20 protein-coding genes are annotated in these 25618 nt (G+C 66.6%); 6 read left to right on the forward strand and 14 right to left on the reverse strand.

Translation table 11 applies throughout. The features are described 5' to 3' along the window. Both BLQ28_RS12175 and BLQ28_RS12180 read right to left on the reverse strand, forming a co-directional pair. The coding region (locus tag BLQ28_RS12175; RefSeq protein ID WP_256327273.1) for a carbohydrate porin at positions 1–548 on the reverse strand (548 nt) is incomplete at its 3' end. A 476-nt stretch (positions 549–1024) separates the two neighbouring features. Further along, positions 1025–2002: a LacI family DNA-binding transcriptional regulator gene (locus BLQ28_RS12180; RefSeq protein ID WP_093239494.1), complete on the reverse strand. Its 978-nt coding sequence runs from the start codon at positions 2000–2002 to the stop codon at positions 1025–1027. Positions 2003–2248: 246 nt separating this feature from the next. On the opposite strand from BLQ28_RS12180, the gene BLQ28_RS12185 reads away from it, so the two are divergent. The 3 genes from BLQ28_RS12185 to BLQ28_RS12195 all read left to right on the forward strand — a co-directional run bounded on the left by BLQ28_RS12185 (position 2249) and on the right by BLQ28_RS12195 (position 8393). After that, complete coding sequence (locus tag BLQ28_RS12185) at positions 2249–4897, forward strand: GH92 family glycosyl hydrolase (protein ID WP_256327274.1); 2649 nt, start codon at positions 2249–2251, stop codon at positions 4895–4897. Between the two features lie 132 nt (positions 4898–5029). Next, a complete protein-coding gene (locus tag BLQ28_RS12190) occupies positions 5030–8059 on the forward strand; it encodes a GH92 family glycosyl hydrolase (RefSeq protein ID WP_256327275.1) in 3030 nt (1009 codons plus the stop codon). 94 nt (positions 8060–8153) lie between these two features. Continuing rightward, positions 8154–8393 (forward strand): hypothetical protein, encoded by a 240-nt coding sequence (locus BLQ28_RS12195; protein ID WP_093239497.1) that lies wholly within the window; start codon positions 8154–8156, stop codon positions 8391–8393. Positions 8394–8472: 79 nt separating this feature from the next. Here BLQ28_RS12195 and BLQ28_RS12200 read toward each other — a convergent pair whose 3' ends face one another. The 3 genes from BLQ28_RS12200 to BLQ28_RS12210 all read right to left on the reverse strand — a co-directional run bounded on the left by BLQ28_RS12200 (position 8473) and on the right by BLQ28_RS12210 (position 14445). Then, positions 8473–11562, reverse strand: coding sequence for an efflux RND transporter permease subunit (locus BLQ28_RS12200; RefSeq protein WP_093239499.1), 3090 nt, complete (start codon positions 11560–11562; stop codon positions 8473–8475). Between the two features lie 10 nt (positions 11563–11572). Beyond that, positions 11573–12772, reverse strand: coding sequence for an efflux RND transporter periplasmic adaptor subunit (locus BLQ28_RS12205; RefSeq protein ID WP_093239500.1), 1200 nt, complete (start codon positions 12770–12772; stop codon positions 11573–11575). Positions 12773–12846: 74 nt separating this feature from the next. Then, positions 12847–14445 (reverse strand): efflux transporter outer membrane subunit, encoded by a 1599-nt coding sequence (locus BLQ28_RS12210; RefSeq protein WP_143012479.1) that lies wholly within the window; start codon positions 14443–14445, stop codon positions 12847–12849. Between the two features lie 254 nt (positions 14446–14699). Between BLQ28_RS12210 and BLQ28_RS12215 the strand changes: the two genes are divergently transcribed. Next, complete coding sequence (locus BLQ28_RS12215) at positions 14700–15260, forward strand: fasciclin domain-containing protein (RefSeq protein ID WP_093239502.1); 561 nt, start codon at positions 14700–14702, stop codon at positions 15258–15260. Positions 15261–15557: 297 nt separating this feature from the next. On the opposite strand, the gene BLQ28_RS12220 is transcribed toward BLQ28_RS12215, so the two are convergent. Next, positions 15558–16265 carry a helix-turn-helix domain-containing protein gene (locus tag BLQ28_RS12220; protein ID WP_093239503.1) on the reverse strand — a complete coding sequence of 236 codons (708 nt, stop codon included), beginning with the start codon at positions 16263–16265 and terminating at the stop codon, positions 15558–15560. Between the two features lie 69 nt (positions 16266–16334). Here BLQ28_RS12220 and BLQ28_RS12225 point away from each other — a divergent pair, with 69 nt between their 5' ends. Together BLQ28_RS12225 and BLQ28_RS12230 are read left to right on the forward strand one after the other, a co-directional pair. Continuing rightward, a complete protein-coding gene (locus BLQ28_RS12225) occupies positions 16335–16562 on the forward strand; it encodes a helix-turn-helix domain-containing protein (RefSeq protein WP_093239504.1) in 228 nt (75 codons plus the stop codon). Positions 16563–16565: 3 nt separating this feature from the next. Beyond that, positions 16566–16799 carry a hypothetical protein gene (locus tag BLQ28_RS12230; protein WP_093239505.1) on the forward strand — a complete coding sequence of 78 codons (234 nt, stop codon included), beginning with the start codon at positions 16566–16568 and terminating at the stop codon, positions 16797–16799. Here the strand turns inward: BLQ28_RS12230 and BLQ28_RS12235 are convergent. From BLQ28_RS12235 to BLQ28_RS12270, 8 genes are all read right to left on the reverse strand, one after another. Beyond that, positions 16750–17253, reverse strand: coding sequence for a hypothetical protein (locus tag BLQ28_RS12235; protein WP_093239507.1), 504 nt, complete (start codon positions 17251–17253; stop codon positions 16750–16752). The genes BLQ28_RS12230 and BLQ28_RS12235 overlap by 50 nt on opposite strands. A 22-nt stretch (positions 17254–17275) precedes the next feature. Then, a complete protein-coding gene (locus tag BLQ28_RS12240) occupies positions 17276–19264 on the reverse strand; it encodes an ABC-F family ATP-binding cassette domain-containing protein (protein ID WP_093239508.1) in 1989 nt (662 codons plus the stop codon). Between the two features lie 180 nt (positions 19265–19444). Continuing rightward, positions 19445–20323, reverse strand: coding sequence for a 50S ribosomal protein L3 N(5)-glutamine methyltransferase (gene prmB / locus BLQ28_RS12245; protein WP_093239510.1), 879 nt, complete (start codon positions 20321–20323; stop codon positions 19445–19447). Next, complete coding sequence (dapE, locus tag BLQ28_RS12250) at positions 20320–21498, reverse strand: succinyl-diaminopimelate desuccinylase (protein ID WP_093239511.1); 1179 nt, start codon at positions 21496–21498, stop codon at positions 20320–20322. Before dapE ends, prmB begins: the two co-directional genes overlap by 4 nt. 25 nt (positions 21499–21523) lie before the next feature. Continuing rightward, positions 21524–22672, reverse strand: coding sequence for a PilT/PilU family type 4a pilus ATPase (locus BLQ28_RS12255; RefSeq protein WP_093239513.1), 1149 nt, complete (start codon positions 22670–22672; stop codon positions 21524–21526). 67 nt (positions 22673–22739) lie between these two features. After that, entirely contained in the window at positions 22740–23573 is an 834-nt protein-coding gene (dapD, locus tag BLQ28_RS12260) for a 2,3,4,5-tetrahydropyridine-2,6-dicarboxylate N-succinyltransferase (protein WP_093239514.1), read from the reverse strand. 47 nt (positions 23574–23620) lie between these two features. Next, on the reverse strand, positions 23621–24841 hold the full coding sequence (gene dapC / locus BLQ28_RS12265) for a succinyldiaminopimelate transaminase (RefSeq protein ID WP_093239516.1): 1221 nt from the start codon (positions 24839–24841) through the stop codon (positions 23621–23623). A 110-nt stretch (positions 24842–24951) separates the two neighbouring features. Beyond that, a complete protein-coding gene (locus tag BLQ28_RS12270) occupies positions 24952–25590 on the reverse strand; it encodes a LysE family translocator (protein ID WP_093239517.1) in 639 nt (212 codons plus the stop codon). Between the last annotated feature and the right edge of the window lie 28 nt (positions 25591–25618).

Raw genomic sequence — 25618 nt, forward strand, 5'->3', positions numbered from 1 at the left:
CCCAGCGGAATGTCGTCGATGCCGGCGCCGTAGTTGTCGCCGTCCTCCACCACCCATTTGTCCACGATGTGCACGTCCTGGATGCGGTGGTAGCGCTGGCCGGCCCACAGCGTGGCGCTGTTGCCGAAGATGCCGCTGAGCGAGAAGTAGGCCTGCGCCGTGCCGCTCTTGCCGTTGTAGATCGTGGGCATGTAGAACACGCCCCACTTGATGCCGCCGCCCAGGTCGAACTTCTTGCCGATGCCGAATTCCAGGTAGTTGTCGCCCTCGTTGCCCAGGCGGTACTTCTGCAGGTCGCCGCCCAGCGAGTAGCCGCCTTTGGGTGCACCCTTGGGCGCGCCGAAGAAGCCGCCGCGGCCGTAGCCCCAGAACTCCAGGCCGGTGGCGTCGTTGACCTTCTTGATGAAGTCCTTGGTGGGGTCGGTCTTGACCTCGGCTTCGGGTGGTGCGTCCGTGGGCGTGTCCATCGACTGGGCATGGGCCAGTCCGTGGATGCCGGCGAACAGCACGAGGGCTGCGGCAGTGGTTCGGTTCAGCTTGAATTTCACGGTTGTCTCCTTGGTCAGGTGGTTGTTGTGGGAGGTACGCAAGGGCCGTCCGGGCGCTTCGGGCACAAGCTGTCCCGCACCGGCCGGAAACCGGCGGTGTCACGCTCAGACGGAGAGGGGGAAAGGGGGAAGAGGGCGCGCTATCGCCTCATCGGGCGATGTGCGAAGCGGTCATGAAAAGAGAAAGGCGCGGCACGAAGCCCGGGCTCGACGGAAGGCGACAGCGGGGGACGGCGCGCAGGCATCCACGGTGTGTGCGTGCAGTTCGTCGGCATGTGTGGCGGCTCCTCTTTCTTGTGCTGCGTCTTGTCAACGGGGCCCGGATGCGGGTGCCCGATGTGTGACGGCACGCAGTGTAGGAGCGCGATTTCGTGCGGCATCTTGTGATTTCCCGAACGAAACACAGCATGGCCAGCGCAACAAAGCACCGGGCATCACGCCGCGCCGGCATCGCGGCACGGCCTTCGGGGCAGGCGTCAGGCCCGGGTGCTGGCCCGCACGATCAGCTCGACCGGCAGCGTGTTGAGCCTGGGCATGGAAGACCCCTGCATCACCAGCTCGACGCCGAAGCGCCCAAGCTCCTGCCGGTCCACGCGCAGGGTGGTCAGCGGCGGGTCGGCCTGCGCGGCGGCCAGGGTGTCGTCGAAGCCGACGATGGCGATGTCGCCCGGCACCGACAGGCCTGCCTGCCGGCAAGTCGCCAGCGCCGCCAGCGCTGCCGCATCGTTGTAGGCGAACACGGCATCGGGTGGCCTGCGCAGCCGCAGCAGTTGCTGCATGGCCGCCATCGCGCCGAGGTCGTGCAGTTGCCCTGGCGGTGCCACCACCTCGAGTTCGGGGTCGGCCAGGATGCCGGCTTCGAACAGCGCGCGGCGATAGCCCTGCGCACGCTCCAGGATGCTCACGTGCGCCAGCGAGCCCGCGATGTAGGCGATGCGCCGGCGGCCGATGTCCAGCAGGTGCTGGGTGGCCAGGTAGCCGCCCACCGCGTTGTCGGGGTTCACCGAAGGAAGGTCGCGCAGCGAGCAATCGATGAGCGCGATCGGCAGGTCCAGCCCCGCGACCATGTCGAGCACCTCGCTCTCGAAGTAGCCGGCCGCCAGCACCATGTCGGGCTCGTGCATGCGCAACTGCTCGCGGATCGGATCGGTCGGCCCGCAGGTCAGCAGCGTGGGCACGATGCCGAACTTGCGGCATGCCTCTTCGACGCCATGCAGCACGTCCGAGAAGAACGGGTTGGTCGAAAAGTGGCTGTGTTGCCTGTGCACCATGAAGGCCAGCTGCTTGGCCTTGGCCCCGCGCAGGCGCCCGGAGTTGTAGCCGATCTCGCGCGCCACTTGCCGGATCAACCGACGTGTGTCGTCGGACAGGCCACGCTGGTTCTTCAACGCACGCGAGACGGTGCTGATGGAGACGCCGGAGGCCTCGGCCACATCGCGGATGGTTACGGGCATGGATCGTTCAGGGGTGGTGCGGTCACTTGGAAGACATCATTGTTACTGCGACTGCAATGGGTTGTCGAGGCAGTGCTTCACACGCGCACCAGCCGCGCGGGGAGAGGAAGCACGCCGATTTGTTTCCTTGCCAGCGCTGTGTTTCGTTCGGGAAATCACAAGCGCGCTTGCGCGGAGGGCGTACATACACTGCGCCCGTTTGGCGCTCGGGCTCCGGGCGATGTGCAAGCAGCAAAGGGAGACAACATGGAAAAGAAAAGCGCGTGCGGAAACCTGGCGGCGGGGCTGGTCGCCGTGTCGTTGCTGGGTGGCTGCGGCGGTGGCAGCTCGGGCGGCTTCAGCGGTCCGTTGCCGATGACGACGACGGCGACGACAACAACGACACCCACCGCAACGTCAACGCCGCCGGATGCGTCCGAGGTCGCGAGCGGACCGGTTGCGAGGCCGGATGGCGGCACGGTGACACCGACACCGACACCAGCACCAGCACCAGCACCAGCAGCGGACTCGCGCGTCGACATTCCGGCGCTGACGAAGTACGTCAACCTGTTCGTCGGAACGAAGATATCCGACACCGGCAGCGGCCACTCCGGCAACGTCAATCCCGGTGCCCAGACGCCCTTCGGCATGGTGAGCTTCGGCCCCGACACGAAAGGGAGCAACGCGCCGTGGGGCTTCGGCTCGGGCGGCTACTACTACGACGACAAGGCCATCCGCTACTTCAGCATGACCCACCTCAACGGCCCCGGCTGCAGAGGGCAGGGGGCGGTGGCCTTGCTGCCGAACAGCACCAACGCCGCGATCTCTTCGGACGGCCTCTCCTACGACAAGGCCAACCAGTCGGCCGCGCCCGGCTACTACAAGGTGAAGTTCGACAACGGCATCACCAGCGAGCTGACCGCGACGACGCGCACCGGCATGGCGAAGATCAGCTACACGGACAAAGACAAGGCCTTCCTCGTCATCGACTCAGCCCGCAACAACCCCAACCAGGAGGGCGTTCCTTACACCGACCTCACGGACATCAAGCTGAGCGACGACCGCAAGTCCGTCTCCGGCACCGCCGTTGCGAACGAGTTCTGCGGCGGCACGTGGAAGCAGCCCGTCTACTACTACGCGACCTTCGACAAGCCGCTGAAGGCAAGCTCCGCCGTATCGGGCAAGGCCGCGATCCTGCAGTTCGATTTGGGCGCGGCAGACCTTGCGGTGCAGGTCAAGGTCGGGATCTCTTCGGTCAGCACCGTCAACGCCAGGAAGAACCTCGATGCGGAAAACGCCGACTGGTCTTTCGCCACGGTCAGGACGGCGGCCGACAACAACTGGAACAGCCGGTTGAACGTCGTGCAGCTCGACCTTGCGAAAGCAGGCGAGATCGACAAGGTCGATGCAAAGAAGAAGGACGATGCCGTCACACAGCTGACGAAGTTCTATACCGCGCTCTACCGCGTCTACAGCGGCCCGACGGTCTACAGCGACGTCAATGGCGACTACCGCAGCATGAAGCAGGTCGATCTTTCTCAATCCAACGACGTGCTGCCCACGCGGGCCAACGAGAACGTCGCCAACTACAAGTTCAAGGTCGATGGAAAGGACGCGGGCTACAAGACCCACTACAGCGGCTTCTCGATGTGGGACACCTACCGCAGCCAGTCGCAGCTGCTGGCGCTCATCGCGCCCGACGAGGCCAGCGAGATGATCCAGTCGCTGGTGGCCGACGCGCAGCAATGCGGCGCCTTTCCGCACTGGGTGGACGGCAGCGAAGACACCGTGCCGATGAACGGCGACCACGCGCCCACGGTCGTCGCGGGCTCCTACCTGTTCGGCGCGAGAAAGTTCGACCTGGCGACGGCGCGCAAATTCATGCTCCAGTCGGTCGGTGACACGAACAGCCAGTGCAACGACAAGTTCGCGATCGGCAAGCCGGGCGACAGCCGCATCGACTACATCAAGCTCGGCTGGATTCCGTCCGACAGGCAGTACGACAAGCCCTCGTCGACCACGCTCGAAGCGATCACCACGGACCGCTCGGTCGGTGCGTTTCTCGATGCGCTCCCCGACACGAGGGTTGCCGACGACGGCGTGATTCAGAAGGTGTTCAAGCGGGCCGGCAACTGGCAGAACATCTTCAACGACGCCACGAAGTCGCTGCAGTCGAAGACCGCGGCCGGCGACTGGTCGGGCAGCGGCGACTTCCACGAGTCGACCGAGCAGAACTACATCTGGACCTTTGCCTACGACTGGACCCGCCTTGTCGACAAGCTCGGCGGCAGGACCGCGGCGCTCAAGCGGCTCAGCGACCTGTTCAGCGTGAATGCGGTGGACCCGACCAAGGGGCCCGACCCGAGCGGCAGGAAGCTGAACGGCGGCGAAAGCTCCTCCGGCTACTACATCGGCAACGAGCCCGCCTTCCAGACGCCGTGGGCCTACAACTGGATCGGCTCGGCCAAGTACGCGCAGTACATCATCCCGGTCATCCTGAAGAAGAACTTCTCGCTGGGCGCAGGTGGCCTGCCGGGCAATGACGACATGGGCGCCACGTCGGGCTGGTATGTGTGGGCGGCGATGGGCCTGTATCCGGTGATCCCCTCGGCACCGGGGTTGGCGGTATCGACGCCGCAGTTCTCGGGCATGACGCTCTGGCTGGGCAACGGAAAGAAGCTGCGCATCGAGGCCGACCGGCAGGCGCTGCTCGACGACGTGCGCTACATCGGCGAGATGAAGCTCAACGGAACGGCCTACGCAGGGTCGTGGCTGCCGCTGGACAAGATCAGGGGCGGCGGAACGCTCAGCTTCACGCTGTCGCCCACGCCCACCGACTGGGCCTCCGATCCGGCATTGACGCCGCCTTCAGGCCCCGCCGCCGACTACACCAAGGCGACCGCGTCGCCGGGTTGAACTGCCGCGCGGCTTGACGCGCGTGCAGCAAAGCAAGGGGCGGGGAGCCGCCTCCTTTCGACGAAGCAGCCGCATCGGCTTCGCTTTGGGGCGCAGGCCGCCCCTGTCATCGGAAATCCAGGAGACATGACCATGATGAAGATTCATCGGACACGGGTGCTCGCGGTCGCCTTGAGCGCGGCATCTCTTTTCGGTTGCGGTGGTGGCGGATCGAGCACATCGCTGGCCGGGCTCGGGAGCGGCGCTGCGGGCAGCACGGGCAGTGCAGGCAGTGCGGGTGGCGAAAGCCTCGTCACCGTCGCGGGCACCGGCTCGCCCACGGACACGGCGGCACTGCCGGTGAAGACCGCCGCACCGCCGCCCGCAACGCCGGTGGAGGCGTTCACCAAGCAATCGCTGACCGGCTACGTGAACCCCTTCGTCGGCACGGCGGATGCGACCAAGCCGGCCTCCGACCCCGTACCGGCCGGCGCGCGCGGCGGCACCTTTCCGGGGGCAACCACGCCCTTCGGCATGGTGCAGTGGACACCGATGACGCCGAGCAACGGCGGCACCGACCACCCCGTGGGCTACATCTACAAAGAGAAAACCATCATCGGCTTTCCGCTCACGCAGATGAGCGGCTCGGGCTGCGACGGCAACGAGGGCGAGCTGCCGGTCATGCCGACCTTCGACACAGCCTCGGTCGGTCCCGGCGCCCAGGAAAACTTCGACCACAAGGACGAAGAGGCCAGCCCCGGCTACTACAAGGTCACACTGAAAGACGGCGTGACCACCGAGCTGACGGCCACTTCCCGCACCGGCTTCGGCCGCTTCACCTACCCGGCGCAGTCGGCGCTGGACAGCACCCGCAAGACACCGTACCTGGTGATCGATGCCACCCGCACCAACACCATCGCCTCCACCACGGGCGCGATCCAGCTGGAAGGAAAGGACGGCCTTTCGGGCTCCACGGTGGGCGGCAATTTCTGTGGCGCGCGCACGTACAAGCTGTACTTCTACGCAAAGTTCGATCGCGAGATCACCGCCACCATCAAGGGCGGCAAGGCCAACGTGAGCTTTGCCACCGGCAGCAAGCCGGCGGTGATGATGAAGATCGGCCTGTCGTACGTGAGCAGCGACAACGCGCGCAAGAACCTGGAAAAAGAAAGCCCCGGCTGGAGCTTCGACACCGTGCGCACCGCCGCATCCGACGCATGGAACGACCGGCTGAACGCCATCCAGACGCGCGGCGGCACGCAGACCGAAAGGCGCAAGTTCTACACCGCGCTCTATCACGCGCTGCTTTCGCCAAACATCAACAGCGACGTGACCGGCGACTACATCGGCTTCGACCAGGCGGTGCATCAGGTGCAGGACGGCCGCACGCAGTACGTCAACTTCTCGAACTGGGACATCTACCGCAGCCTGATGCCGCTGACCGGCATGCTGTTTCCGCGAGAGGCCAGCGACATGATGCAGTCGCTGGTGAACGACGCCGACCAGTGCGGCGCCATTCCGCGCTGGGCGCCGGTCAACTCGGACCAGGGCATCATGCCGGGCGACTCCGGCGTGCCGACGGTCGCGGGCGCCTACGCCTTCGGTGCGACGAACTTCGACGCGAAGAAGGCGCTCGGCTACATGACCCTGGTCGGCAACAAGGCCGACCTCAGGTGCACCGGCAGCGGCCTGCGCGACGACGCCAACCGCATGGGCGACTACCTGACGCGCGGCTATGCCGCCAAGGACAACGGCTGGTGGGCCGGCTCGCTGACCTTCGAATTCGCGACGGCCGACTTCGCGACCTCGCAGATGGCCAAGGCGCTGGGCGACACGACGAACCACCGCCTGTTCCTCAGCCGTTCGGCCAACTGGAAGAACCAGTTCAACACCGACCGCAAGCAGCTCCTGCCACGCTTTCGCGACGGCAGCTGGATGTTCGACCCGACGGCCAATGCGGACATGGTGGAGGGCAATGCCGAGCAGTACACCTGGATGTCGGCGTACGACGCGCGTGGCCTGATCGGGCTGGTCGGCGGCAATGCCGCGGTGGTCACCCGGCTCGATGCGTTCTTTCAGGACCTGAACGCGGGCATGAACAAGCCGAACTTCTATGTCGGCAACGAGCCGAGCTTTGCCACGCCGTGGCTCTACAACTGGACGGGCACGCCGTGGCGCACCCAGAAGGTGGTGCGCGACGTGATCAACACCGTGTTCTTCGATGACGCGGGTGGGCTGCCGGGCAACGACGACCTGGGTGCCGTGTCGTCCTGGTACGTGTGGGCGGCGATGGGGCTCTACCCCGAGATCCAGTCGGTCGGCGGCCTGACCATCGGCAGCCCGGTCTTCGACCAGGTGGTGATCCGCTGGGCCGATGGCGCGAAGAAGCTCACGCTCGATGCCTCCGGTGCCGGCACCAACGCGCCCTACATCCAGAGCCTGAAGCTGGACGGGCAGGCGATCGACATGCCGTGGGTGTGGCTGGCGGACCTCAAGAAAGAATCGACGCTGGGCTTTGCGCTGGGCACCGGCGAATCGCAGTGGGGCAAGGACTCGGCCGCGCGGATGCCGTCGTTCGGGCTCGACGGTTTCGACAGCCTCGACGCGGCGCTGAGCAATCGTGGCATCGGCGTCGACGGCCAGGCCACCGACCGCTCGCTGGAGGGCTACACCTTCGACATGGGCGGCTGGAGCTATTCGGCGAAGGCACTGGCCGCGGCGGGTGCCACGCCGGGCGGCACCGTGTCCTTCAACGGCATCGACTTCACATGGCCGGACGGCAAGGCGGGGCTCGACAACATGGTCGTGCAAGGGCAGACGCTGAGCTTCGCCAAGCCGCAGGCGGCAGGCACGCTGGCCTTGCTCGGCAGCGCCACCGTCGCGTCGACCGCGCCCACGGGCAAGCTGACGGTGACCTACACCGATGGCACCAGCCAGGGCTTCGACCTGCGCTTCGACGACTGGACCCTGGGCGGCGGCGGGGGCAAGGTGGGTGCCTACAACAAGGTTGCGCTGACCACCGACCACCGCGTCGACAAGAGCGGCAAGGCGGACACCACCAAGGCCTTCGTCTTCTACTGGGACGCCGGCCTGGACAAGCAGCGCATGGTCAAGAGCGTGACGCTGCCGTTCCAGACCGACAACGGCGCGGTCATGCACGTGTTCGCCATGACGCTGAAGTGATGCGCTGAAATGGTCCGTTGAAGCAGGGGGCGCGAAGGGCGCTACAGTCGCCGTTCCTCATTTCCAGTTCAAGCTGCGGCAACTGCTCCTTCCGATGCGCCCCTTCATTGCTCTTTCCGTTCTCGTCCTGGCCGCGTCGGCCGCCGGGTGTGTCACGCGAGCCGCCCCTCGCTATACCTCGCTCGGCGACGGCGTCTTCAAGTCGCCGACCGCGCAGGATGCGGAGAACTACTGCCGCAACTTTGGCGCGCCGATGCGCTTCCTGGCCAACCAGGGAGCGGAAGACCCGGCAGCCGGCGTTCCCGCCGGAGAAGTCGTCTACCGCTGCGACTGAAGCAAAAGGCCGCAAGGCCAGCCCATCAAAAAAGCCCGCAGTCTTTTCGACTGCGGGCTTTTTGCTGAGGGGGAAGCGATCAGGCTTCGGGTGCCACCGACCCGTGGCCGGGGCCGCCGAGCGCCGGCGTTTCGGCTGCCGGTTGTTGCTCTTCCTTCTCGTGGCGCGCCGCGATGAACAGGTACATCGCCGGCACCACGAACAGCGTGAACAGCGTGCCGATCGACAACCCGCTGAAGATCACGATGCCCATCGCCTTGCGACCTGCAGCACCGGCACCCGAGGCAATGACCAGCGGCAGCACGCCGAACACCATGGCCGCCGTCGTCATCAGGATCGGGCGCAGCCGGGTGCCGGAGGCCTCGACGATGGCGTCGAGCTTGCTCAGGCCCTGCTTCTGCAGGCGGTTCGCCACTTCGACGATCAGGATGCCGTGCTTGCTGATGAGGCCCATCAGCGTGACCAGCCCGACCTGCGTGTAGATGTTCATCGAGGCGAAGCCCCAGAAGATGAAGATCATGGCGCCGAAGAGGGCGAGCGGCACCGACACCAGGATCACCACCGGGTCGCGGAAGCTCTCGAACTGCGCGGCCAGTGCCAGGAACACGATGATCAGCGCAAACACGAAGGTGATGGCGAAGTTGCCCGACTCCTGCACGAACTGGCGCGACTGCCCCGAGTAGTCGACCGTATAGCCGCTTGGTGCCAGCTGCTGCACCACGCCGCGCAGGTACTCCAGCGTTTCGCCCTGCGTGCCGCTGGGCACGCCCTGGATGGTCACGGAGTTCAGCTGCTGGAAGTGGTTCACCGTCTCGGGCTGCACCGTGTACTTCAGGCTCGCGACCGTGCTGGCCGGCACCACGCCGTTGGGCGTCTTGATGTAGAAGTTCAGCACGTCCGAGGGGTTGAGCCGGTCGACCTGCTGCACCTGCGGGATCACCTTGTAGGAGCGGCCCGAGATCGAGAAGTAGTTGACGTAGCCGCCGCCCAGCGCCGCGCCGAGCGCGTTGCCCACGTCCTGCTGCGTGATGCCGAGCGACGCGATCTTGTCGCGGTCGACCACCACGGTGGCCTGCGGCAGGTCGATCTTCAGGTCGGCATCGATGTAGTAGAACTTTCCGTCCGCGCGCGCCTTGTCCATGATCTGCTGCGCGAGCGTGTTGAGGTTCTCGAACGGCTCCGTGGTCTTGATCACGAACTGCACCGGCAGGCCCGAGGCGCCCGGCAGCGCCGGGAACTGGAAGGCCACCACCTTGGCGCCGGCAATGCCGTTCCAGCGCTTTTGCAGGTCGGTCTGGATGTCGTGCGCGCTGCGCGTGCGCTCGTCCCAGGGCTTGAGCAGCACGCCGGCAATGCCCGCGTTGGTGCTCGGCACGCCGGTCAGCTGGAACAGCTGCGCGTATTCGGGCGTGTCGTGCGCGACCTTGAAGATCTGGTCGGCGTAGGTCTGCATCTGCGTGATGGTGGCCGTGGGCGCACCCACCACCTGCGACAGCACGATGCCCTGGTCTTCTTCAGGTGCCAGCTCCGACTTCGACATCTTGAACATCACGAACAAGAGCCCGATGAGGATGACGCCCATCACGATCATCACCGGCCAGGTGCGCAGCACGCCGCGCAGGATGAGCTGGTAGCGATGGTGCACGCGCTCGAAGATGTGCTCGATCTTCATCGCGAACTTGCCGCTGTCCTGCTCGGGCTTGAAGATGCGCGAGCACATCATGGGCGACAGCGTGAGCGCCACCACGCCCGACACCACCACCGCCCCTGCGAGCGTGAAGGCGAACTCGGTGAAGAGCGAACCGGTCAGGCCGCCCTGGAAGCCGATGGGCACGTACACGGCCACCAGCACCACGGTCATCGCCAGAATGGGCCCGCCCAGCTCACGCGCCGCGAGCAGCGCGGCCTGCATGGGTGTCTTGCCCTCCCGCATGTGGCGGTCGACGTTCTCGACCACGATGATCGCGTCGTCCACCACCAGACCGATCGCCAGCACGAGCGCCAGCAGCGTGAGCAGGTTGATCGAGTAGCCCAGCACCAGCATCACGAAGAAGGTGCCGATCAGCGACAGCGGCATCGCGATCACCGGCACCAGCACTGCGCGCAGGCTGCCCAGGAAGAGGTAGATCACCACCGTCACGATCAGCAGCGCCTCGACCAGCGTCTTGATCACTTCGCTGATGGAGGTGTTGATGAAGTCGGTGGAGTCGTAGACGATCTTGCCGGTCAGGCCGCTGGGCAGCTGTGCCTGCAGCTCGGGGAAGGTCGTGCGCACCTGCTTGGCCACCTCGAGGATGTTGGCCTCGGGCGCGACCTTGATACCGATGAACACCGAGCGCACGCCGTTGAACGCGACGTTGAAGTCGTAGTTCTCGGAACCCAGCGTGACGGTGGCCACGTCCTGCAGCCGCACGATCGCGCCGTTGGCGCTCTTGACCGACAGCTGCTTGAACTCGTCCACGCTGTGCAGCGAGGTGCCGGCCGTCAGCGGCACGGTCACCATCTGGCCCTTGCTCGCGCCCACGGCCGCCAGGTAGTTGTTGGCCGACAGCGCCGCGCTCACGTCGGTGGCGGTCACGCCGAAGGCGGCCATTTTTTGCGCATCGAGCCAGGCGCGCAGCGCGAAGGTGCGCGCGCCCAGGATTTCAGCGGTCTGCACGCCGGGAATGGCGTTGAGCTTGGGCTGCACCACGCGCACCAGGAAGTCGGTGACGTTGTTGTTGGGCAGCGTGTCGCTGTAGAAGCCGATGTACATGGCATCGGTGGTCTGGCCCGTGGCGACGGTCAGCACCGGCTGCTGTGCCTGCGGCGGCAACTGGTTGCGCACCGAGTTGACCTGCGTGTTGATCTCGGTCAGCGCGCGGTTCGAGTCGTAGTTCAGCCGCAGGGTGGCGGTGATGGTCGACACGCCCAGGCTGCTGGACGACGACAGGTAGTCGATGCCCTGAGCCTGCGACACGGCGGCTTCGAGCGGCTGCGTGATGAAGCCCGCGACCGTGGCCGCATCGGCGCCGTAGTAGGCGGTGCTGATGGTGACCACGCCGTTCTCGGTCTTCGGGTACTGGTTGACCGGCAGGCCCGAGAGCGCGCGCAGCCCCAGCACCACGATCAGCAGGCTCACCACCATCGCCAGCACGGGCCGGCGGATGAAGATGTCGGTGAAGTTCATGCGGTCGGCCTCACTTTTCCTGCGGCGTCGGGTTCGGGCTGTTGGCCGGCTGGACGCTGTTGTCGACGGCGACCGGCGTGCCGTTCTTCAGCTTGTTCTGTCCGCTGCTCACGACCACCTGGCCGGCTTCCAGGCCCTTGACGATGGCGATCTGGTCGCCGCGCGTCGGGCCGGTCTCGACGAAGACCTGCTGCGCCACGAGCTGTTGTCCGCTCGGCGCGTTGTTGTTGGCAGGGGCCGCCGGTGCAGCCGGTGCGCCAGGGGCAGCGGGTGCCGCAGGCGCGGTGGCGGCCTTGAATGCATCGGCCGTCTTCACGACGAACACCGTCGAGCCGTACGGGTTGTAGGTGACGGCAGTGGAGGGCAGCGTGAGCTGTTCCTGCGAGCCGCCGATGTCGATCTTCACGGTGGCGAACATGCCCGGCAGCAGCAACTGCTTCGGATTCGAGATGGTCGCCTCGACCTGCACGTTGCGCGTGGTGGCGTCCACCTTCGGGCTGATCGCGTTGATCTTGCCGCTGAAGGCCTGGCCGGGGAAAGTGTCGACCGAGAGGTTGACCACCTGGCCGACCGCCAGTCCGGAGAGCTGTTGCTGCGGCAGCGTGAAGTCGACGTAGATCGGGTCGAGCGTCTGCAGCGTGACCAGCTTGTCGCCCGCATTCACGTACTGGCCCGGGTTCAGCGTGGTGATGCCTAGGCGGCCGGAGAAGGGCGCGCGGATCGACTTCTTGGCCACCACGGCGGCCTGCTGCTCGACCTGTGCGCGCTTGGCCTTCAGGTCGTTCGTGTCGGCGTCGATCTGCGCCTGGCTCACGGCCTGCACCGCGAGCTGCGCCTGGTCGCGCTTGAGCACGATGGCGGCTTGCGCGGCGGCGGCTTCGGCGGAATGCAGCAGGGCGATGTCGGAGTCGGCGTTCAGCTCGACCAGCAGCGCGCCGGCCTTCACGTCCTGCCCGGACTTGAAGTGCACGTTGCGCACCAGTCCGGCCACTTCGGTGCTAAGGTCGGCGCCACGCACCGGGTTCAGCGTGCCGACCGCGGCGAACTGCGATTGCCAGTTCAGCTTCTGCACCTGCACCGTCGACACGGTCTGCGGGGCGGGCTTGGGCACGGCGGCAATCAACGCGCGGATCTGCAGGAACTTGCCGAGCGCCAGGGCGGCGACCAGCAGCAGCACGCAGCCGATCATGATGATCATTCTCCGGGTCATGGGTAGGCTTCTCTTCGAGTTATGGATGAAGGGGTGTGGTGCTGCGGCATGGCGAGGTCATGCCGCAGCGGGGTTCAGTTCTGCGCCGGTGCCGCTGCGGGCGTGGCGCCGGCGGCCGGGGCGATGGACGCGTTGGCGAGTTCGCCGCGGTTCCACCAGCCGCCGCCCAGGGCCTGGAAGAGGGCGGCCGTGTCGGCATAGCGCGCGGCCTGGGCCTGCACCAGCGCGGTGTGCGTCTGGAGCCAGGCCTGCTGCGCGGTCAGGAGCTGCACATAGCTGACGGCGCCGGCACGAAACTGCGTCGTCGTCAGGTCGAGCGATTGCCGGGCCAGCGATTCGGCCGTGGCCTGGGTCTGCAACGCGGTGGCGTCGAGTTCGAGCGCGCGCAAGGCATCGGCCACGTTCTGGAAGGCCCCGAGCACGGTGTTGCGGTACTGCGCCGCCGCCGAGTCGTATGCAGCCTCTGCTGCGCGTTTCTGCGCCCGCAGCGCGCCGCCATTGAAGAGCGGCTGCGTGAGCCCGGCGCCGACGCTCCACAAGGTGGTCGGGCCGCTGAACAGATCGCGTGCGCGCGTCGCGCTGTTGCCGTAGCTGCCCGAGAGCTGGATCTGCGGATAGAGGTTGGCGGTGGCCACGCCGACGGCGGCGCTGGCCTGGTGCAGCTGTGCTTCGCTGGCGCGCACGTCAGGCCGCTGCCGGGCCAGCTCCGACGGCAGCGAGAGCGGCACGGCCTGCGGCAGCGTGAGGCTCGACAGGTCGAACTCGGGCAGGCCCGCTTCGGAGGGCAGGCGCCCCGCGAACACCGCGAGCTGATGGCGCGTTTGTGCGAGCGACTTCTCGATGGGGGGCAGGGTGGCCTGCGTCTGCGCGACTTGCGTGCGTTGCTGCAGCACGATCGACTTGGGAATGGCGCCGGTGTCGAATTGCTTTTCGATCACGCTCAATTGCTCGCGCTGTGCCTGCAGCACTTCGCGCGTGGCCTGCAACTGCGCCCGCAGCGAGGCTTCGCGGATGGCGGTGGTCACGAGGTTCGCGGTCAGCGTGAGGTAGACCGCCTCGACCTGGTAGCGCTGCGCCTCGACGGCGGCCTGCGCGCCTTCGACCTGGCGGCGCGCGCCGCCGAACACGTCGAGGTTGTAGCTGACGTTGATCGACGCGTTGTAAAGAGAAAGCAGTTGCCCGCCCGGCACCTGGGTGGTGACCTGCGATGCCCGCTCGCGCTGCGCACCGAGCTGTGCGTTGACCTGCGGCCACAGCAGGTTGCCGGACTTCGCTTCGTAGGTGGCTTCGGCTTCGCGCAGCGCGGCCTGTGCGGACGCGAGCGTGGGGCTCTGCGCGAGCGAGGCACGAATCAGCTGGTCGAGTGGCTCCGAGCGGAACACCTCCCACCACTGCGCGGGAATGTCGCGGCCCGCCAGCAGCTCTTGCGACTGGCCGCCCGGCACCGCCGCCTGCGCCGTTCGCGGGGGCATGGGGGCGGGCGTGTAGTCGGCGCCCTTGGCGGCGGCTGGCAGATCGGGCGTCGCGAAGTCGGGACCGACCGCACAGGCGCTCAGGAACAGGGCCGCGCCGAGCACGGCACCATGAGCGGGCCACCCCGGCCGCCGGCGCGCGATGGCCGCGCGCGACGAACTGGGGTGATCCTCCAACGCATTGTTTTCTTGATGGGGCATGGGGCAGCGTTTGTACACCCGGAAAGGCCGGGGTAACTGACTTTCCTGAAATGTCGCTGCACGCGCGCCACGGCGCAAGAGCGGTGCGACGAAATTGGTACTACAAGGCGCGAAAAGCGCGGGCATGGCGCGAAGTGCACTGGCTGCGAAAACCTCTTTTCTTTTCGCCGAAGTCGAATCTGTTCCAGGCGGAGGCCCGTATGGATGACAGCCGCCGCGATTCTGCAGCGGTCCATTCAACCAGGAGCATCTCCATGCAAAGAACATTCCATCGCCTCGCCGGCATGACCCTTGCCATCGCGATTTCCGTCGGTGCCATCTCGGCCATGGCCGCTTCCGTCATGGTGGGCGGCGCGCCGATGCTACCGACCAAGGACATCATCGACAACGCCGTCAACTCCAAGGACCACACCACGCTGGTCGCTGCCGTCAAGGCGGCGGGGCTGGTCGATACGTTGAAGGGCCCGGGTCCATTCACCGTGTTCGCCCCGACCAACGAAGCCTTCGCCGCGCTGCCCGCCGGCACTGTCGACACGCTGCTCAAGCCCGAGAGCAAGGACGCGTTGACCGGCGTGCTGACGTATCACGTCGTGGCCGGCAAGCTCGATGCGGCCGAACTGAAGAAAGAGATCAAGGCGGGCAAGGGTTCGGCCGAACTCAAGACCGTGGCGGGTGGCCTGCTGGTTGCCAAGGAGAAGGGCGGCAAGATCACGATCACCGACGAGAAGGGCGGCACGGCCACGGTGACCATTCCCAATGTCTACCAGTCGAACGGTGTGATCCACGTGGTCAACAAGGTTCTGCTGCCGAAGTAATTTCAGCAGTCTTCGTCTTCTTCCAGAAACACCGGGGAACCGGCTTCGTCGGGCCTCAGGTGTTGCCCCCGATAGAGGGTTGGCGCAGCGACATGAAGTGCGCGCAGCCTGGGGGCGAGCAACAAGCCCTAAAAAAAACAGCCCGCACGAGGCGGGCTGGAAGGTGACCTGCTGGAGGAGGGAGGATCAGAGAGTGCAGGCCACAGGGAGAGCCATGACTATCTCTTTTGAACCTGCCCGCAACCTGACCTTTTGCCCCCGTGCGAAGGTGAAGAAATGTGAAGATGCGCGAGGGCCTCAGTCTTCGTCTTCCCACTTTCCGATGACGGTGCCGAGCACGGTGAACTTGGTGCGGATCGGCTCGTGCTTCGGGTTCAGCGGCAGCAGCCAGGTGCGATCGTCCTGCTGCTTGAATTCCTTGAAGGTGATCAGGTTGCCCTCTTCGAGCCGGGCGATGACGCGCTCGCCATCGTCCGGAGTCTTGAGGTTGGTGTCGACGAAGATGATCGAGCCTTCGGGGTAGCTCTTCAACTCGCCGCTTTGCGCGGTCATGCTGTCGCCCTGCACCCGCAGCGCATAGGTATCGGGGCTGTGATGGGCGACGCAGGGAATCCAGCGGTCGGTGGTCAGTGCGCTGGTCTTCTCCCACTTGGCGACCTGCGACCAGGAAATGAGCGGCACGGTGTCGGGTGTGCCGGGCGCGAAGCACGGCACTTCCGGCGGCACGCGCACGACGCGGTAAAGGGCGGCGGGCTCGTTGACGCTGTTCTGCGACTTGCGGATCTGCACCGGGTCCCAGGGCGCCGGGCCGTCGCCCGTGTCGAGCCAGTTGGGGTCGGCGCGGTAGACGCGTGCCAGCGCCAGCAGGCCGATGGTGCGCGTGGTGTCGCCACGTTCGATCTTCGAGATGCTCGCCTGCTTGACGCCGGAGGCGGCCTCAGCTTGGCGCTGAGTCATCTTCGCGTACTTGCGGGCGGCCTTGGCGCGTGTGGCAATAGTCTCCATGGACTGAAGATTTAAGCCTATGTGAATATTACCTTTAAACTGAGAAATATAAAAAAGGGAGTGTTTGTCATGAAGCCACGTGAATTGGTGCTGGCGCTGAGGGCCATGGGGCTCACGCAAAAGCAGATACAGGAACGAACCGGGATCCCGCAGCCCACGGTCAGCAAGATCGGGCTGGGGCGGGTCAACGACGTGATGTCGCGCCACTATCTGGCGCTGTTGCACGCCCACGAACAGGCGGTGAAAGAGGCGACCATCCGGCCGGCGCCCTTTGCCTGGCCACGCCTTCATGAATGAACGGTGCGCAGGCCTTCGTCGCCGGGCCTGTGGCTCGACCGCGCACTGTGCGCGCTGCTGGCGTTGCTGTCCCTCGCGACGCTGATCTACGGGCTTCTGGCGGCGCGCCATGGCATTGCCGGCGGTGGCGCCTTCGGGCTGATCGGCGCGCTGGGCGCGGCGATGGTGCTGTTCGACGGCGAGGCGCTCAGGCGCTCGCGTGCGCTTCGGGCGGCGCGAGAGCGAGAGTGGCGCTGACGCGCACGCAGTCCTTGATGTGCTGTTCGCCCAGGGCGCGCAGCGCCGCATAGCCGAGTGCGGCAGACACGATCTGCCCGGCAATCGGCACGTACTTGGTCGCCTGCTTGGCCGTCAGGCGAACGCCCGCGTGCTTGGCCAGCCGGATCAGCAGGTCGCGCGTGACCAGCCGCCCGACCAGCAGGGCGCCCACCGTGGTGGCCGCCTTCTGGATGCGCTCGCGCTGGTGCGGCGCGAGCCTTTCGACCTGGGTGACCGAGAGCCCGAACTCGGCGCTGATCTGCGGCACCAGCCGCGAGAGCAGGGCCGCGTCGGCTGCCCAATCGATGCCGGGCAGCGGTACCGCGCTGGCGGCGGCCGCCATCAGGGCCTTGCGACCGATCAGGCGGCGGCTGCGGTGGACCGCCGCGATCAGCTTTTCGTCGCCTTGGGCGAGTTCGATGGCAGACGGCATGCGGAGTCCTTTTTCTGCCGCGTCAGGCGGCCAGTGCTTCCAGTTGATCCGAAAGGGCCAGCCAGCGTTCTTCGAGGCGGCCGATTTCGTCGTTGATCGCCTTCAGGCGCTTGCCCGCTTCGGCGATCTCGGCCGGTGGCAGCGGCTGTGCCAGCCGTTCCTCCAGCGCGGTGCGTTCGGTGCCGGCCGCGGCCAGGCGTTCGTCGATCTGGGCGATCTCGCGCTTGATCGGCTTGGCCTGGTCGCTGCGCTGCTGGCGCTCCTGGGCGTCCTGCTTGCGCTGCTGCGGTGCTGCTGCTGCAACCGGCGCGGCTGCAGCAGCGGCTGCGGCGGTCTCGGCCTCGCGCACCGCGACCTTCGCCTCTTCGCGCAGGCGCTTGGCTTCGTCGAGCAGGTAGCGCTGGTAGTCGTCGAGGTCGCCGTCGAAGTCGCCGACCACGCCTCGGCCCACGAGCCAGAACTCGTCGCACACCGAGCGCAGCAGGGCTCGGTCGTGGCTCACCAGCATCAGCGTGCCCTCGAACTCGTTGAGCGCCACGGCCAGGGCCTCGCGGGTGGCCAGGTCCAGGTGGTTGGTGGGCTCGTCCAGCAGCAGCAGGTTGGGGCGCTGCCACACCATCATCGCGAGCACAAGGCGGGCCTTTTCGCCGCCGCTCATGGTGCCCACGGGCTGCTTGACCATGTCGCCGCTGAAGTTGAAGCTGCCCAGGTAGCCGCGCAGCGCCTGTTCGCCCGAGGGCTCCTTGGCGTTGCCGCCCATCTCGCGCGCCAGGCGCACCATGTGTTCGAGCGGGTTGCTGCCGGGGTGCAGCACGTCGAGCTCCTGCTGCGCGAAGTAGCCGATGTTCAGGCCCTTGCCTTCGGTGACCTGGCCCGCCAGCGCACCCATTTCGCGCGCGATGGTCTTCACCAGCGTCGACTTGCCCTGGCCATTGGCCCCCAGGATGCCGATGCGCTGGCCCGCCAGCACCGAGCGGTTGACGCCGCGCAGGATGGTCTTGGGCTCTTCGCTCTCGACAACGTAGCCGAAGCTCGCGTTGCTGATCGACAGCATCGGATTGGGAATGTTGCCCGGCTCCTTGAACTCGAAGCTGAAGTCGGCTTCGGCCAGCAGCGGCGCCACCCGTTCCATGCGCTCCAGCGCCTTGACCCGGCTTTGCGCCTGCTTGGCCTTGCTGGCCTTGGCCTTGAAGCGGTCGATGAACTTCTGCAGATGGGCGATCTTGTCCTGCTGCTTGGCGAAGGCCTGCTGCTGCTGCTCCATCTGCAGCGCGCGCATGTCCTCGAACTTGCTGTAGTTGCCGCCATAGCGTGTGAGCTGGGCGTTGGCGATGTGCAGGGTGACGTCGGTCACGGCATCGAGAAACTCGCGGTCGTGGCTGATGACGATCATGGTTCCCGGGTACTTCTGCAGCCAGGCTTCGAGCCAGACGAGCGCGTCCAGGTCCAGGTGGTTGGTGGGTTCGTCGAGCAGCAGAAGGTCGCTCGGGCACATCAGCGCGCGGGCCAGCTGCAGGCGCATGCGCCAGCCGCCCGAGAAGCTGTTGACGGGCTGGTCGAGCTCGTGCGACTTGAAGCCCAGCCCCAGGATCAGCGCCTGTGCGCGCGGCACGGCGTCGTGCTCGCCGGCATCGGCCAGGTCGGTGTAGGCGTGGGCCAGCTCCATGCCGATGTCGGCATCGTCGGGGTTCTCGGCGTAGGCGGCCTCGATGGCTGCCAGCGACTCGCGCAGCTCGGCCAGGCGGGTGTCGCCGCCCACCACGAAGTCGGTGGCCGACTCCTCGGTTTCGGGCATGTTCTGCGCCACCTGGGCCATGCGCCACTGCTTGGGCACCGAGAAATCGCCGCCGTCTTCGTGCAGCGTGCCATTGAGCAGGGCGAACAGGGTCGACTTGCCGGCGCCGTTGCGGCCCACCAGCCCGACCTTCTCGCCGGGGTTGAGGGTGACGGTGGCGCCGTCGAGCAGAACCTTGGCGCTGCGGCGAAGAATGACGTTTTTGAGAGTAATCATGAAATAGGAACCGTGGGGGCGATTATCCCGTCCGGCCCTTGGCGGCCTGGCGCGAAGGGGCAAATGGGGACATCACCCGATGAAGGGGGCGCAGCAGTGGCTGCGAAATCCGGCCCGATGGCCGGCTGAAAAAAAGAGGCTTGGGCGGGCGCAGCTAACGCACGCCGGCACAGGCCACCGTCATGGCCGCGCGAGCGACGCGAGTGCCGCCCGGGTCACGAGCAGGACCTGGTCTTCGCCTGCCGAGGTTTCGAGCCACACCACTTCGAGCTGCGGAAACGCAGCCTCGAAGTAATCGCGTTCGTTGCCGATCTCCAGCACCAGCACCGCCTGCTCGCTCATGCGCGAGGGCGCGTCGGCGAACAGCCGGCGCACGAAATCCATGCCGTCGACGCCACCGGCCAGCGCGAGTTCGGGCTCGGCGCGATATTCGGCGGGCAGGGCGGCCATGCTCGCGCTGTTCACGTAGGGCGGGTTGCACAGCACCAGGTCGTAGGGGCCGGCCAGCTTGGCCAGGCCATCAGATTCGACCAGCTTCACGCGCGCATCGAGTTCGTGCCGGGTGACGTTGATGGCTGCCACTTCGAGCGCCTCGACCGAGAGGTCGGCCGCGTCCACGGTGACGTCCGGGTAGGTCAGGGCCGCGATAACGGCAAGGCTGCCATTGCCGGTGCACAGGTCGAGCACGCGTTGCGTGTGCGGGCCAAGCCAGTAGTCGATGCTGCCATCGGCGATCAGTTCGGCAATGAAGCTGCGCGGCACGATGGCGCGCTCGTCCACGTAGAAAGACACGCCCTGCAGCCAGGCCTCTTTCGTGAGATAGGCGGCGGGCTTGCGCGTGGCGATGCGCTCGTCGATCAGCGCGACGACCTTGCCGGCGTCGGCCGGCGACACGGGCTTGTCGGCCACCGCGTCGATGTCGTCCAGCGGCAGCTTCAGGCGCCACAGCACCAGCCAGGCGGCTTCGTCGAAGGCATTGGCCGTGCCGTGGCCGAAAGCCACGCCGGCATCAGCCAGGCGCTGGGCGCCGGTTTCGATCAGCTCGATGACGGTGCTCATCGGGCGAGCGCGGCGTCGAGCTGCTTGAGCGTGCGCACGTAGATGTTTTTGAGCGTCTCGATCTCGGTCACGTCGATGTGCTCGTCGATCTTGTGGATGCTGGCGTTCACCGGGCCCAGTTCGACCACCTGCTTGCAGATCTTGGCGATGAAGCGCGCGTCGCTGGTGCCGCCGCTGGTCGACAGCTCGGTCTCGATGCCGGTTTCTTCGCGGATGGCGCCCTGCACCGCCACCACCAGTTCGCCGGGCGTGGTCAGGAAGGGCAGGCCGCCGACGGTCCAGGCCAGCGTGTAGTCGAGGCCATGCGCGTCGAGCACGGCGTGCACGCGCTGCTGCAGCGACTCGGGCGTGGATTCGGTCGAGAAGCGGAAGTTGAAGTCGATCACCGCGCTGCCCGGAATCACATTGCTCGCGCCGGCGCCCGAGTGGAAATTGCTGATCTGCCAGCTGGTCGGCTGGAAGTAGGGGTTGCTCGCGGCGTCCCAGCCGCCGGCGGCGTTGATGGCCACCAGTTCGGCCAGCGCGGGCGCCACTGCATGCACAGGGTTCTTCGCCAGGTGCGGGTAGGCGATGTGGCCCTGCACGCCCTTGACCGTGAGCTTGCCGCTCATGGTGCCGCGGCGGCCGTTCTTGATCATGTCGCCGCAGCGCTCGACGGCCGTGGGCTCACCGACGATGCAGTAGTCGATGACTTCTCCGCGCGCGGCCAGCGCATTGCAGACGATGACGGTGCCGTCGACGCCGGGGCCTTCTTCATCGCTGGTGAGCAACAGGGCCAGCGTGAGCCTGGGCTCGGGCGTGGCCTGCAGGAACTCTTCGATGGAGGTCACGAAGGCGGCCACCGAGGTCTTCATGTCGCAGGCGCCGCGGCCGTAGAGCTTGCCGTCGCGGTGCGTGGGCGTGAACGGGTGGCTGGTCCATTGCTCGACCGGGCCGGTGGGCACCACGTCGGTGTGGCCGGCGAACACCAGCGTCTTGGTTGCGGCCGTTCCGGCCGGGCGGCGCACCGCCCACAGGTTGGTCACGCGAAAGTCGGCCGGGCCGCTTTCGATGGTTTCCAGCGTGAAGCCCAGTTGCGCCAGCCGCTCGCCGAGGATCTGCTGGCAGCCCGCGTCGTCGGGGGTGACCGAGGGGCGCGAGATGAGTTGTTCGGCGAGCTGGAGCGTGCGGGACATCGGAGAAAAGCCGGAAAGGCTGGGTTCAGAACTTCACGTCGAGCGTGATGTCGGTAAAGGTGGGTTCGTCGACCTGGTCCGTGAGGTTGCGGTCGTCGGCTTGCGGCTTGGGAGCGGCGCGGTTCTGCAGGCGCCACAGCAGGTTGGTGGGCGAGTCGGACTGGGCCAGGCCTTCTTCGCGCGTCACGCGCTCTTCGATGATGAGGCGCGCGATGTCTTCCTCGAAGGTCTGCGAGCCTTCGGCCATTGATTGCACCATGGCCTCCTTGACGGCGGAGAAATCACCCCTTTCGATCAGCTCGGCCACCAGCGCGGTGTTGAGCATGACTTCGAGCGCCGGCACGCGGGCGCCGGCCGGCGTGCGCAGCAAGCGCTGCGACACCACGGCACGCAGCGCCGAGCCGAGGTCGCCCAGCATCGTGGGGCGCACTTCGACAGGGTAGAAACTCAAAATGCGGTTGAGCGCGTGGTAGCTGTTGTTGGCGTGCAGCGTGCTCACGCAGAGGTGGCCCGATTGCGCATAGGCAATCGCGGCGCTCATGGTTTCGCGGTCGCGGATTTCACCGATCTGGATCACGTCGGGCGCCTGGCGCAACGCGTTCTTGAGCGCGACCTGCAGCGAGGCGGTGTCGCTGCCCACGTCGCGCTGGTTCACCAGCGACTTCTTGTTGGTGTAGGTGAACTCGATCGGCTCTTCGACCGTGAGGATGTGGCCGCTCGCGTTTTCGTTGCGGTAGTCGAGCATCGAGGCCAGCGTGGTGGTCTTGCCCGCGCCGGTGGCGCCCACCATCAGGATCAGCCCGCGCTTTTCCATGATGAGCGTCTTGAGGATGTCGGGCAGGTTCAGGTCGGCAAAGCTCGGGATCTTCGAGGCGATATGCCGCACCACCACCGCGTAGCTGCCGCGTTGGCGCATGGCGCTGATGCGGTAGTTGCCCGCGCCTTCGAGGGCGATGGCCACGTTCAGCTCGCCCGTGCTTTCCAGCTCCTGGATGCGCGCGGCAGGCACCACCTCGGCCAGCAGCGCAAGCGGCGCCGCGGGCGGCAGCACCTGCGCGTTGATGGGCACGCAGTTGCCGTTGATCCGGATCTGCACCGGAGAGTGGGCCGAGAGGTAGATGTCGGAGGCCTTGCGCTCGGCCATCAAACGAAGAATTCGCTCCATCATGTTCATCGGTCTCTCTCCTCGGGTGCTGTTTTTCTAAGGGGAAGGATCAGTCGTGGCGCAAGGCCGGCTGCGATCAGTCGCGCAGCAGGTCGTTCAGGCTGGTCTTGGAGCGCGTCTGCGCGTCGACCGTCTTGACGATGATCGCGGCGTAGGTGCTGTAGTCCTGGCCCGACTTGGTCTTCTTGGGCAGGTTGCCGCTGATGACGACGCTGCCCGACGGCACGCGGCCGTAGGTGGTTTCGCCGGTTTCGCGGTTGAAGATCGGGGTGCTCTGGCCGAGGTACACGCCCATGCCGAGCACCGAGTTTTCTTCGACCACGACGCCTTCGACCACTTCGGAGCGGGCGCCGATGAAGCAGTTGTCTTCGATGATGGTCGGGCCGGCCTGCAGCGGCTCGAGCACGCCGCCGATGCCGACGCCGCCCGACAGGTGCACGTTGGCGCCGATCTGTGCGCACGAACCCACGGTAGCCCAGGTGTCGACCATGGTGCCTTCACCCACGTAGGCGCCGATGTTCACGTACGAGGGCATCAGGATCGCGCCCTTGGCGATGAAGCTGCCGCGGCGGGCCACGGCTGGCGGCACGATGCGCACGCCCGATTCCTTCAGCTCGCCGGCCGACAGGTGCGAGAACTTGGTCGCGACCTTGTCGTAGAAGCCGAGCGAGCCGGCCTGCATCTGTTCGTTGTCCTTCAGGCGGAACGACAGCAGCACGGCCTTCTTGATCCACTGGTGCACGGTCCACTTGCCGACGCTTTCGCGGGTGGCCACGCGCAGCTTGCCGTTGTTGAGCTCGGTGATCACGTGCTCGACGGCGTCGCGCACTTCGGCGGGGGCCGCGGCGGGCGAGATGTTGGCGCGGTCTTCCCACGCGGCGTCGATGATCTGTTGCAGTTGCTGTGTCATGGAGAAAGTCTCGGGTGAAAAATGGGGCAGGGAAGCGGGGCGAAGGGTCAGCGGCGGCCGTCTTTGACGAAGCGGACGATGCGTTCGGCGGCTTCGACGCATTCGGCCGTTTCGGCCACCAGCGCCATGCGGATGCGGCCTTTGCCTGGGTTCGCAGGATTGGCGCCGTGCGCCGTATCGCGGGCCAGATAGCTCCCCGGCAAAACCGTCACATTGTATTGAGCGTAGAGCGCGCGGGCGAAGGCTTCGTCGTCGCCAGCCCACACTTCGGGCACGCCGGCCCAGAGGTAGAAACTGGCGTCGGGCAGGCGCACGTCGAGCACGGGTTCGAGCAGCGGCGTGACGGCCGCGAACTTGGCGCGGTACTTGGCGCGGTTCTCGATCACGTGCGCTTCGTCGCCCCAGGCCGCGATGCTGGCGGCCGCCACGGTGCCGCTCATGGCGCTGCCGTGGTAGGTGCGGTAAAGCAAAAACTTCTTGATGATGGCCGCGTCGCCGGCCACGAAGCCGCTGCGCAGGCCGGGCACGTTGCTGCGCTTGGACAGCGAGGTGAGGGCGATCAGGTTCTTGAAATCCGGTCGGCCGAGCTTCACCGAGGCCTCAAGGCCGCTGAGCGGGGGCTCGTCGCGGAAGTAGATTTCGCTGTAGCACTCGTCGGCCGCGATCACGAAGCCGTGGCGGTCGGACAGGTCGAAGAGCTTCTTCCATTCGTCCAGGGCCATCACGGCACCCGTGGGGTTGCCCGGCGAGCAGACGAACACCAGTTGGGTGCGGGCCCAGATGGCCTCGGGCACGCTGTCCCAGTCGACCGCGAAGTTGCGCGACGGCACGCTGGGCACGTAGTACGGCTCGGCGCCCGAGAGCAGCGCGGCACCCTCGTAGATTTGATAGAACGGGTTGGGCGACATCACCACCGGCTGCGGCGAGACGGTGGCGTCCACCACGGTCTGGGCCAGCGAGAACAGCGCCTCGCGCGAGCCGTTGACGGGCAGCACCTGCGTGGCCGGATCGAGCGCGAGGCTGTAGCGGGTCTTCAGCCAGTCGGTGAAGGCCGTGCGCAGTTTCAGGTCGCCTGCGGTGGCGGGGTAGGCGGCCAGCGAGCCGAGGCTGGCGCTCAGTGCTTCCTTGATGAAGGGGGGCGTCGCGTGCTTGGGCTCGCCGATGCCAAGGCTGATGGCCGGGAACTCGGGGTTGGGCGTGACGCCCGCGAACAGTTGCTTCAGCCGCTCGAAGGGATAGGGCTGCAACCTGGAAAGCAAGGGATTCATGCCCGGGATTATCGGTGACACCTGTTACCGCTCCCGGCGAAGCGGCTACTGACAAATGTCAGCGTCGTGGCCCCGACCACCAGTCGACCACATGGGCCGACTGATCGGTATCAGGTCGCGCTGCGCCGGTAGAAGGCCAGCGAGCCGGCCAGCGCCAGCAGCATGCCGCCGCACGCACGGTCGATCCAGCGCGTGGCCGACACCGTCAGCAGACGGATCGCGCGGGCTCCGACGAAGGCGTAGGCCAGCATCACCGTCATGTCCAGGCCCGCGAAGATCACGGCAATGATCAGGTACTGCGGCGCTTGCGCAGCCGAAGGGTCGATGAACTGCGGCAGCAGCGCCGAACAGAAGATGTAGCCCTTGGGGTTGGTCACCGCCACCAGGAAGGACTTGAAGAAGATCCGGCGGCTTTCGCCCGCCGTCACCGACGCGGCGGCATCGGCGGTCGGCAACTGGAAGCCGCCCTTGGAGCGCAGCATGCGCAGCCCGAGCCACGCCAGGTACACCGCGCCAACCCACTTCAGCATCGAGAACCAGAACTCCGACGCCGCCAACAGCGCGCCGAGGCCGAGTGCCACGGCGCCGACCAGCACGAAGTCCGACAGCACCGCGCCGAGCATGCCCGGCAGGGCCCGCCGCACGCCGTGCCGCGAGCCGTTGCTGAGCGCGAGCAGCACGGTGGGGCCGGGCGTGGCGATGGCGGCGAAGGCCACGATGGCGAAGAGCAGGGCGGTGGCGAGCGTCATCGGGGCAATCTCCTTCGTCGGGGTTTTC

It is taken from the genome of Variovorax sp. EL159 (assembly GCF_900100965.1).
Taxonomy (GTDB): domain Bacteria; phylum Pseudomonadota; class Gammaproteobacteria; order Burkholderiales; family Burkholderiaceae_C; genus Variovorax.

Bases quoted from the DNA above. Each gene is read 5' to 3' on its own strand.
- dapC (WP_093239516.1), bottom strand. From the start codon at position 24,841: ATGAATCCCTTGCTTTCCAGGTTGCAGCCCTATCCCTTCGAGCGGCTG.
- BLQ28_RS12215 (WP_093239502.1), top strand. From the start codon at position 14,700: ATGCAAAGAACATTCCATCGCCTCGCCGGCATGACCCTTGCCATCGCG.
- BLQ28_RS12270 (WP_093239517.1), bottom strand. From the start codon at position 25,590: ATGACGCTCGCCACCGCCCTGCTCTTCGCCATCGTGGCCTTCGCCGCC.
- BLQ28_RS12180 (WP_093239494.1), bottom strand. From the start codon at position 2,002: ATGCCCGTAACCATCCGCGATGTGGCCGAGGCCTCCGGCGTCTCCATC.
- BLQ28_RS12255 (WP_093239513.1), bottom strand. From the start codon at position 22,672: ATGAACATGATGGAGCGAATTCTTCGTTTGATGGCCGAGCGCAAGGCC.
- BLQ28_RS12210 (WP_143012479.1), bottom strand. From the start codon at position 14,445: ATGCCCCATCAAGAAAACAATGCGTTGGAGGATCACCCCAGTTCGTCG.
- BLQ28_RS12225 (WP_093239504.1), top strand. From the start codon at position 16,335: ATGAAGCCACGTGAATTGGTGCTGGCGCTGAGGGCCATGGGGCTCACG.
- BLQ28_RS12205 (WP_093239500.1), bottom strand. From the start codon at position 12,772: ATGACCCGGAGAATGATCATCATGATCGGCTGCGTGCTGCTGCTGGTC.
- dapD (WP_093239514.1), bottom strand. From the start codon at position 23,573: ATGACACAGCAACTGCAACAGATCATCGACGCCGCGTGGGAAGACCGC.
- BLQ28_RS12220 (WP_093239503.1), bottom strand. From the start codon at position 16,265: ATGGAGACTATTGCCACACGCGCCAAGGCCGCCCGCAAGTACGCGAAG.
- BLQ28_RS12200 (WP_093239499.1), bottom strand. From the start codon at position 11,562: ATGAACTTCACCGACATCTTCATCCGCCGGCCCGTGCTGGCGATGGTG.
- BLQ28_RS12240 (WP_093239508.1), bottom strand. From the start codon at position 19,264: ATGATTACTCTCAAAAACGTCATTCTTCGCCGCAGCGCCAAGGTTCTG.
- prmB (WP_093239510.1), bottom strand. From the start codon at position 20,323: ATGAGCACCGTCATCGAGCTGATCGAAACCGGCGCCCAGCGCCTGGCT.
- BLQ28_RS12185 (WP_256327274.1), top strand. From the start codon at position 2,249: ATGGAAAAGAAAAGCGCGTGCGGAAACCTGGCGGCGGGGCTGGTCGCC.
- dapE (WP_093239511.1), bottom strand. From the start codon at position 21,498: ATGTCCCGCACGCTCCAGCTCGCCGAACAACTCATCTCGCGCCCCTCG.
- BLQ28_RS12235 (WP_093239507.1), bottom strand. From the start codon at position 17,253: ATGCCGTCTGCCATCGAACTCGCCCAAGGCGACGAAAAGCTGATCGCG.
- BLQ28_RS12195 (WP_093239497.1), top strand. From the start codon at position 8,154: ATGCGCCCCTTCATTGCTCTTTCCGTTCTCGTCCTGGCCGCGTCGGCC.
- BLQ28_RS12190 (WP_256327275.1), top strand. From the start codon at position 5,030: ATGATGAAGATTCATCGGACACGGGTGCTCGCGGTCGCCTTGAGCGCG.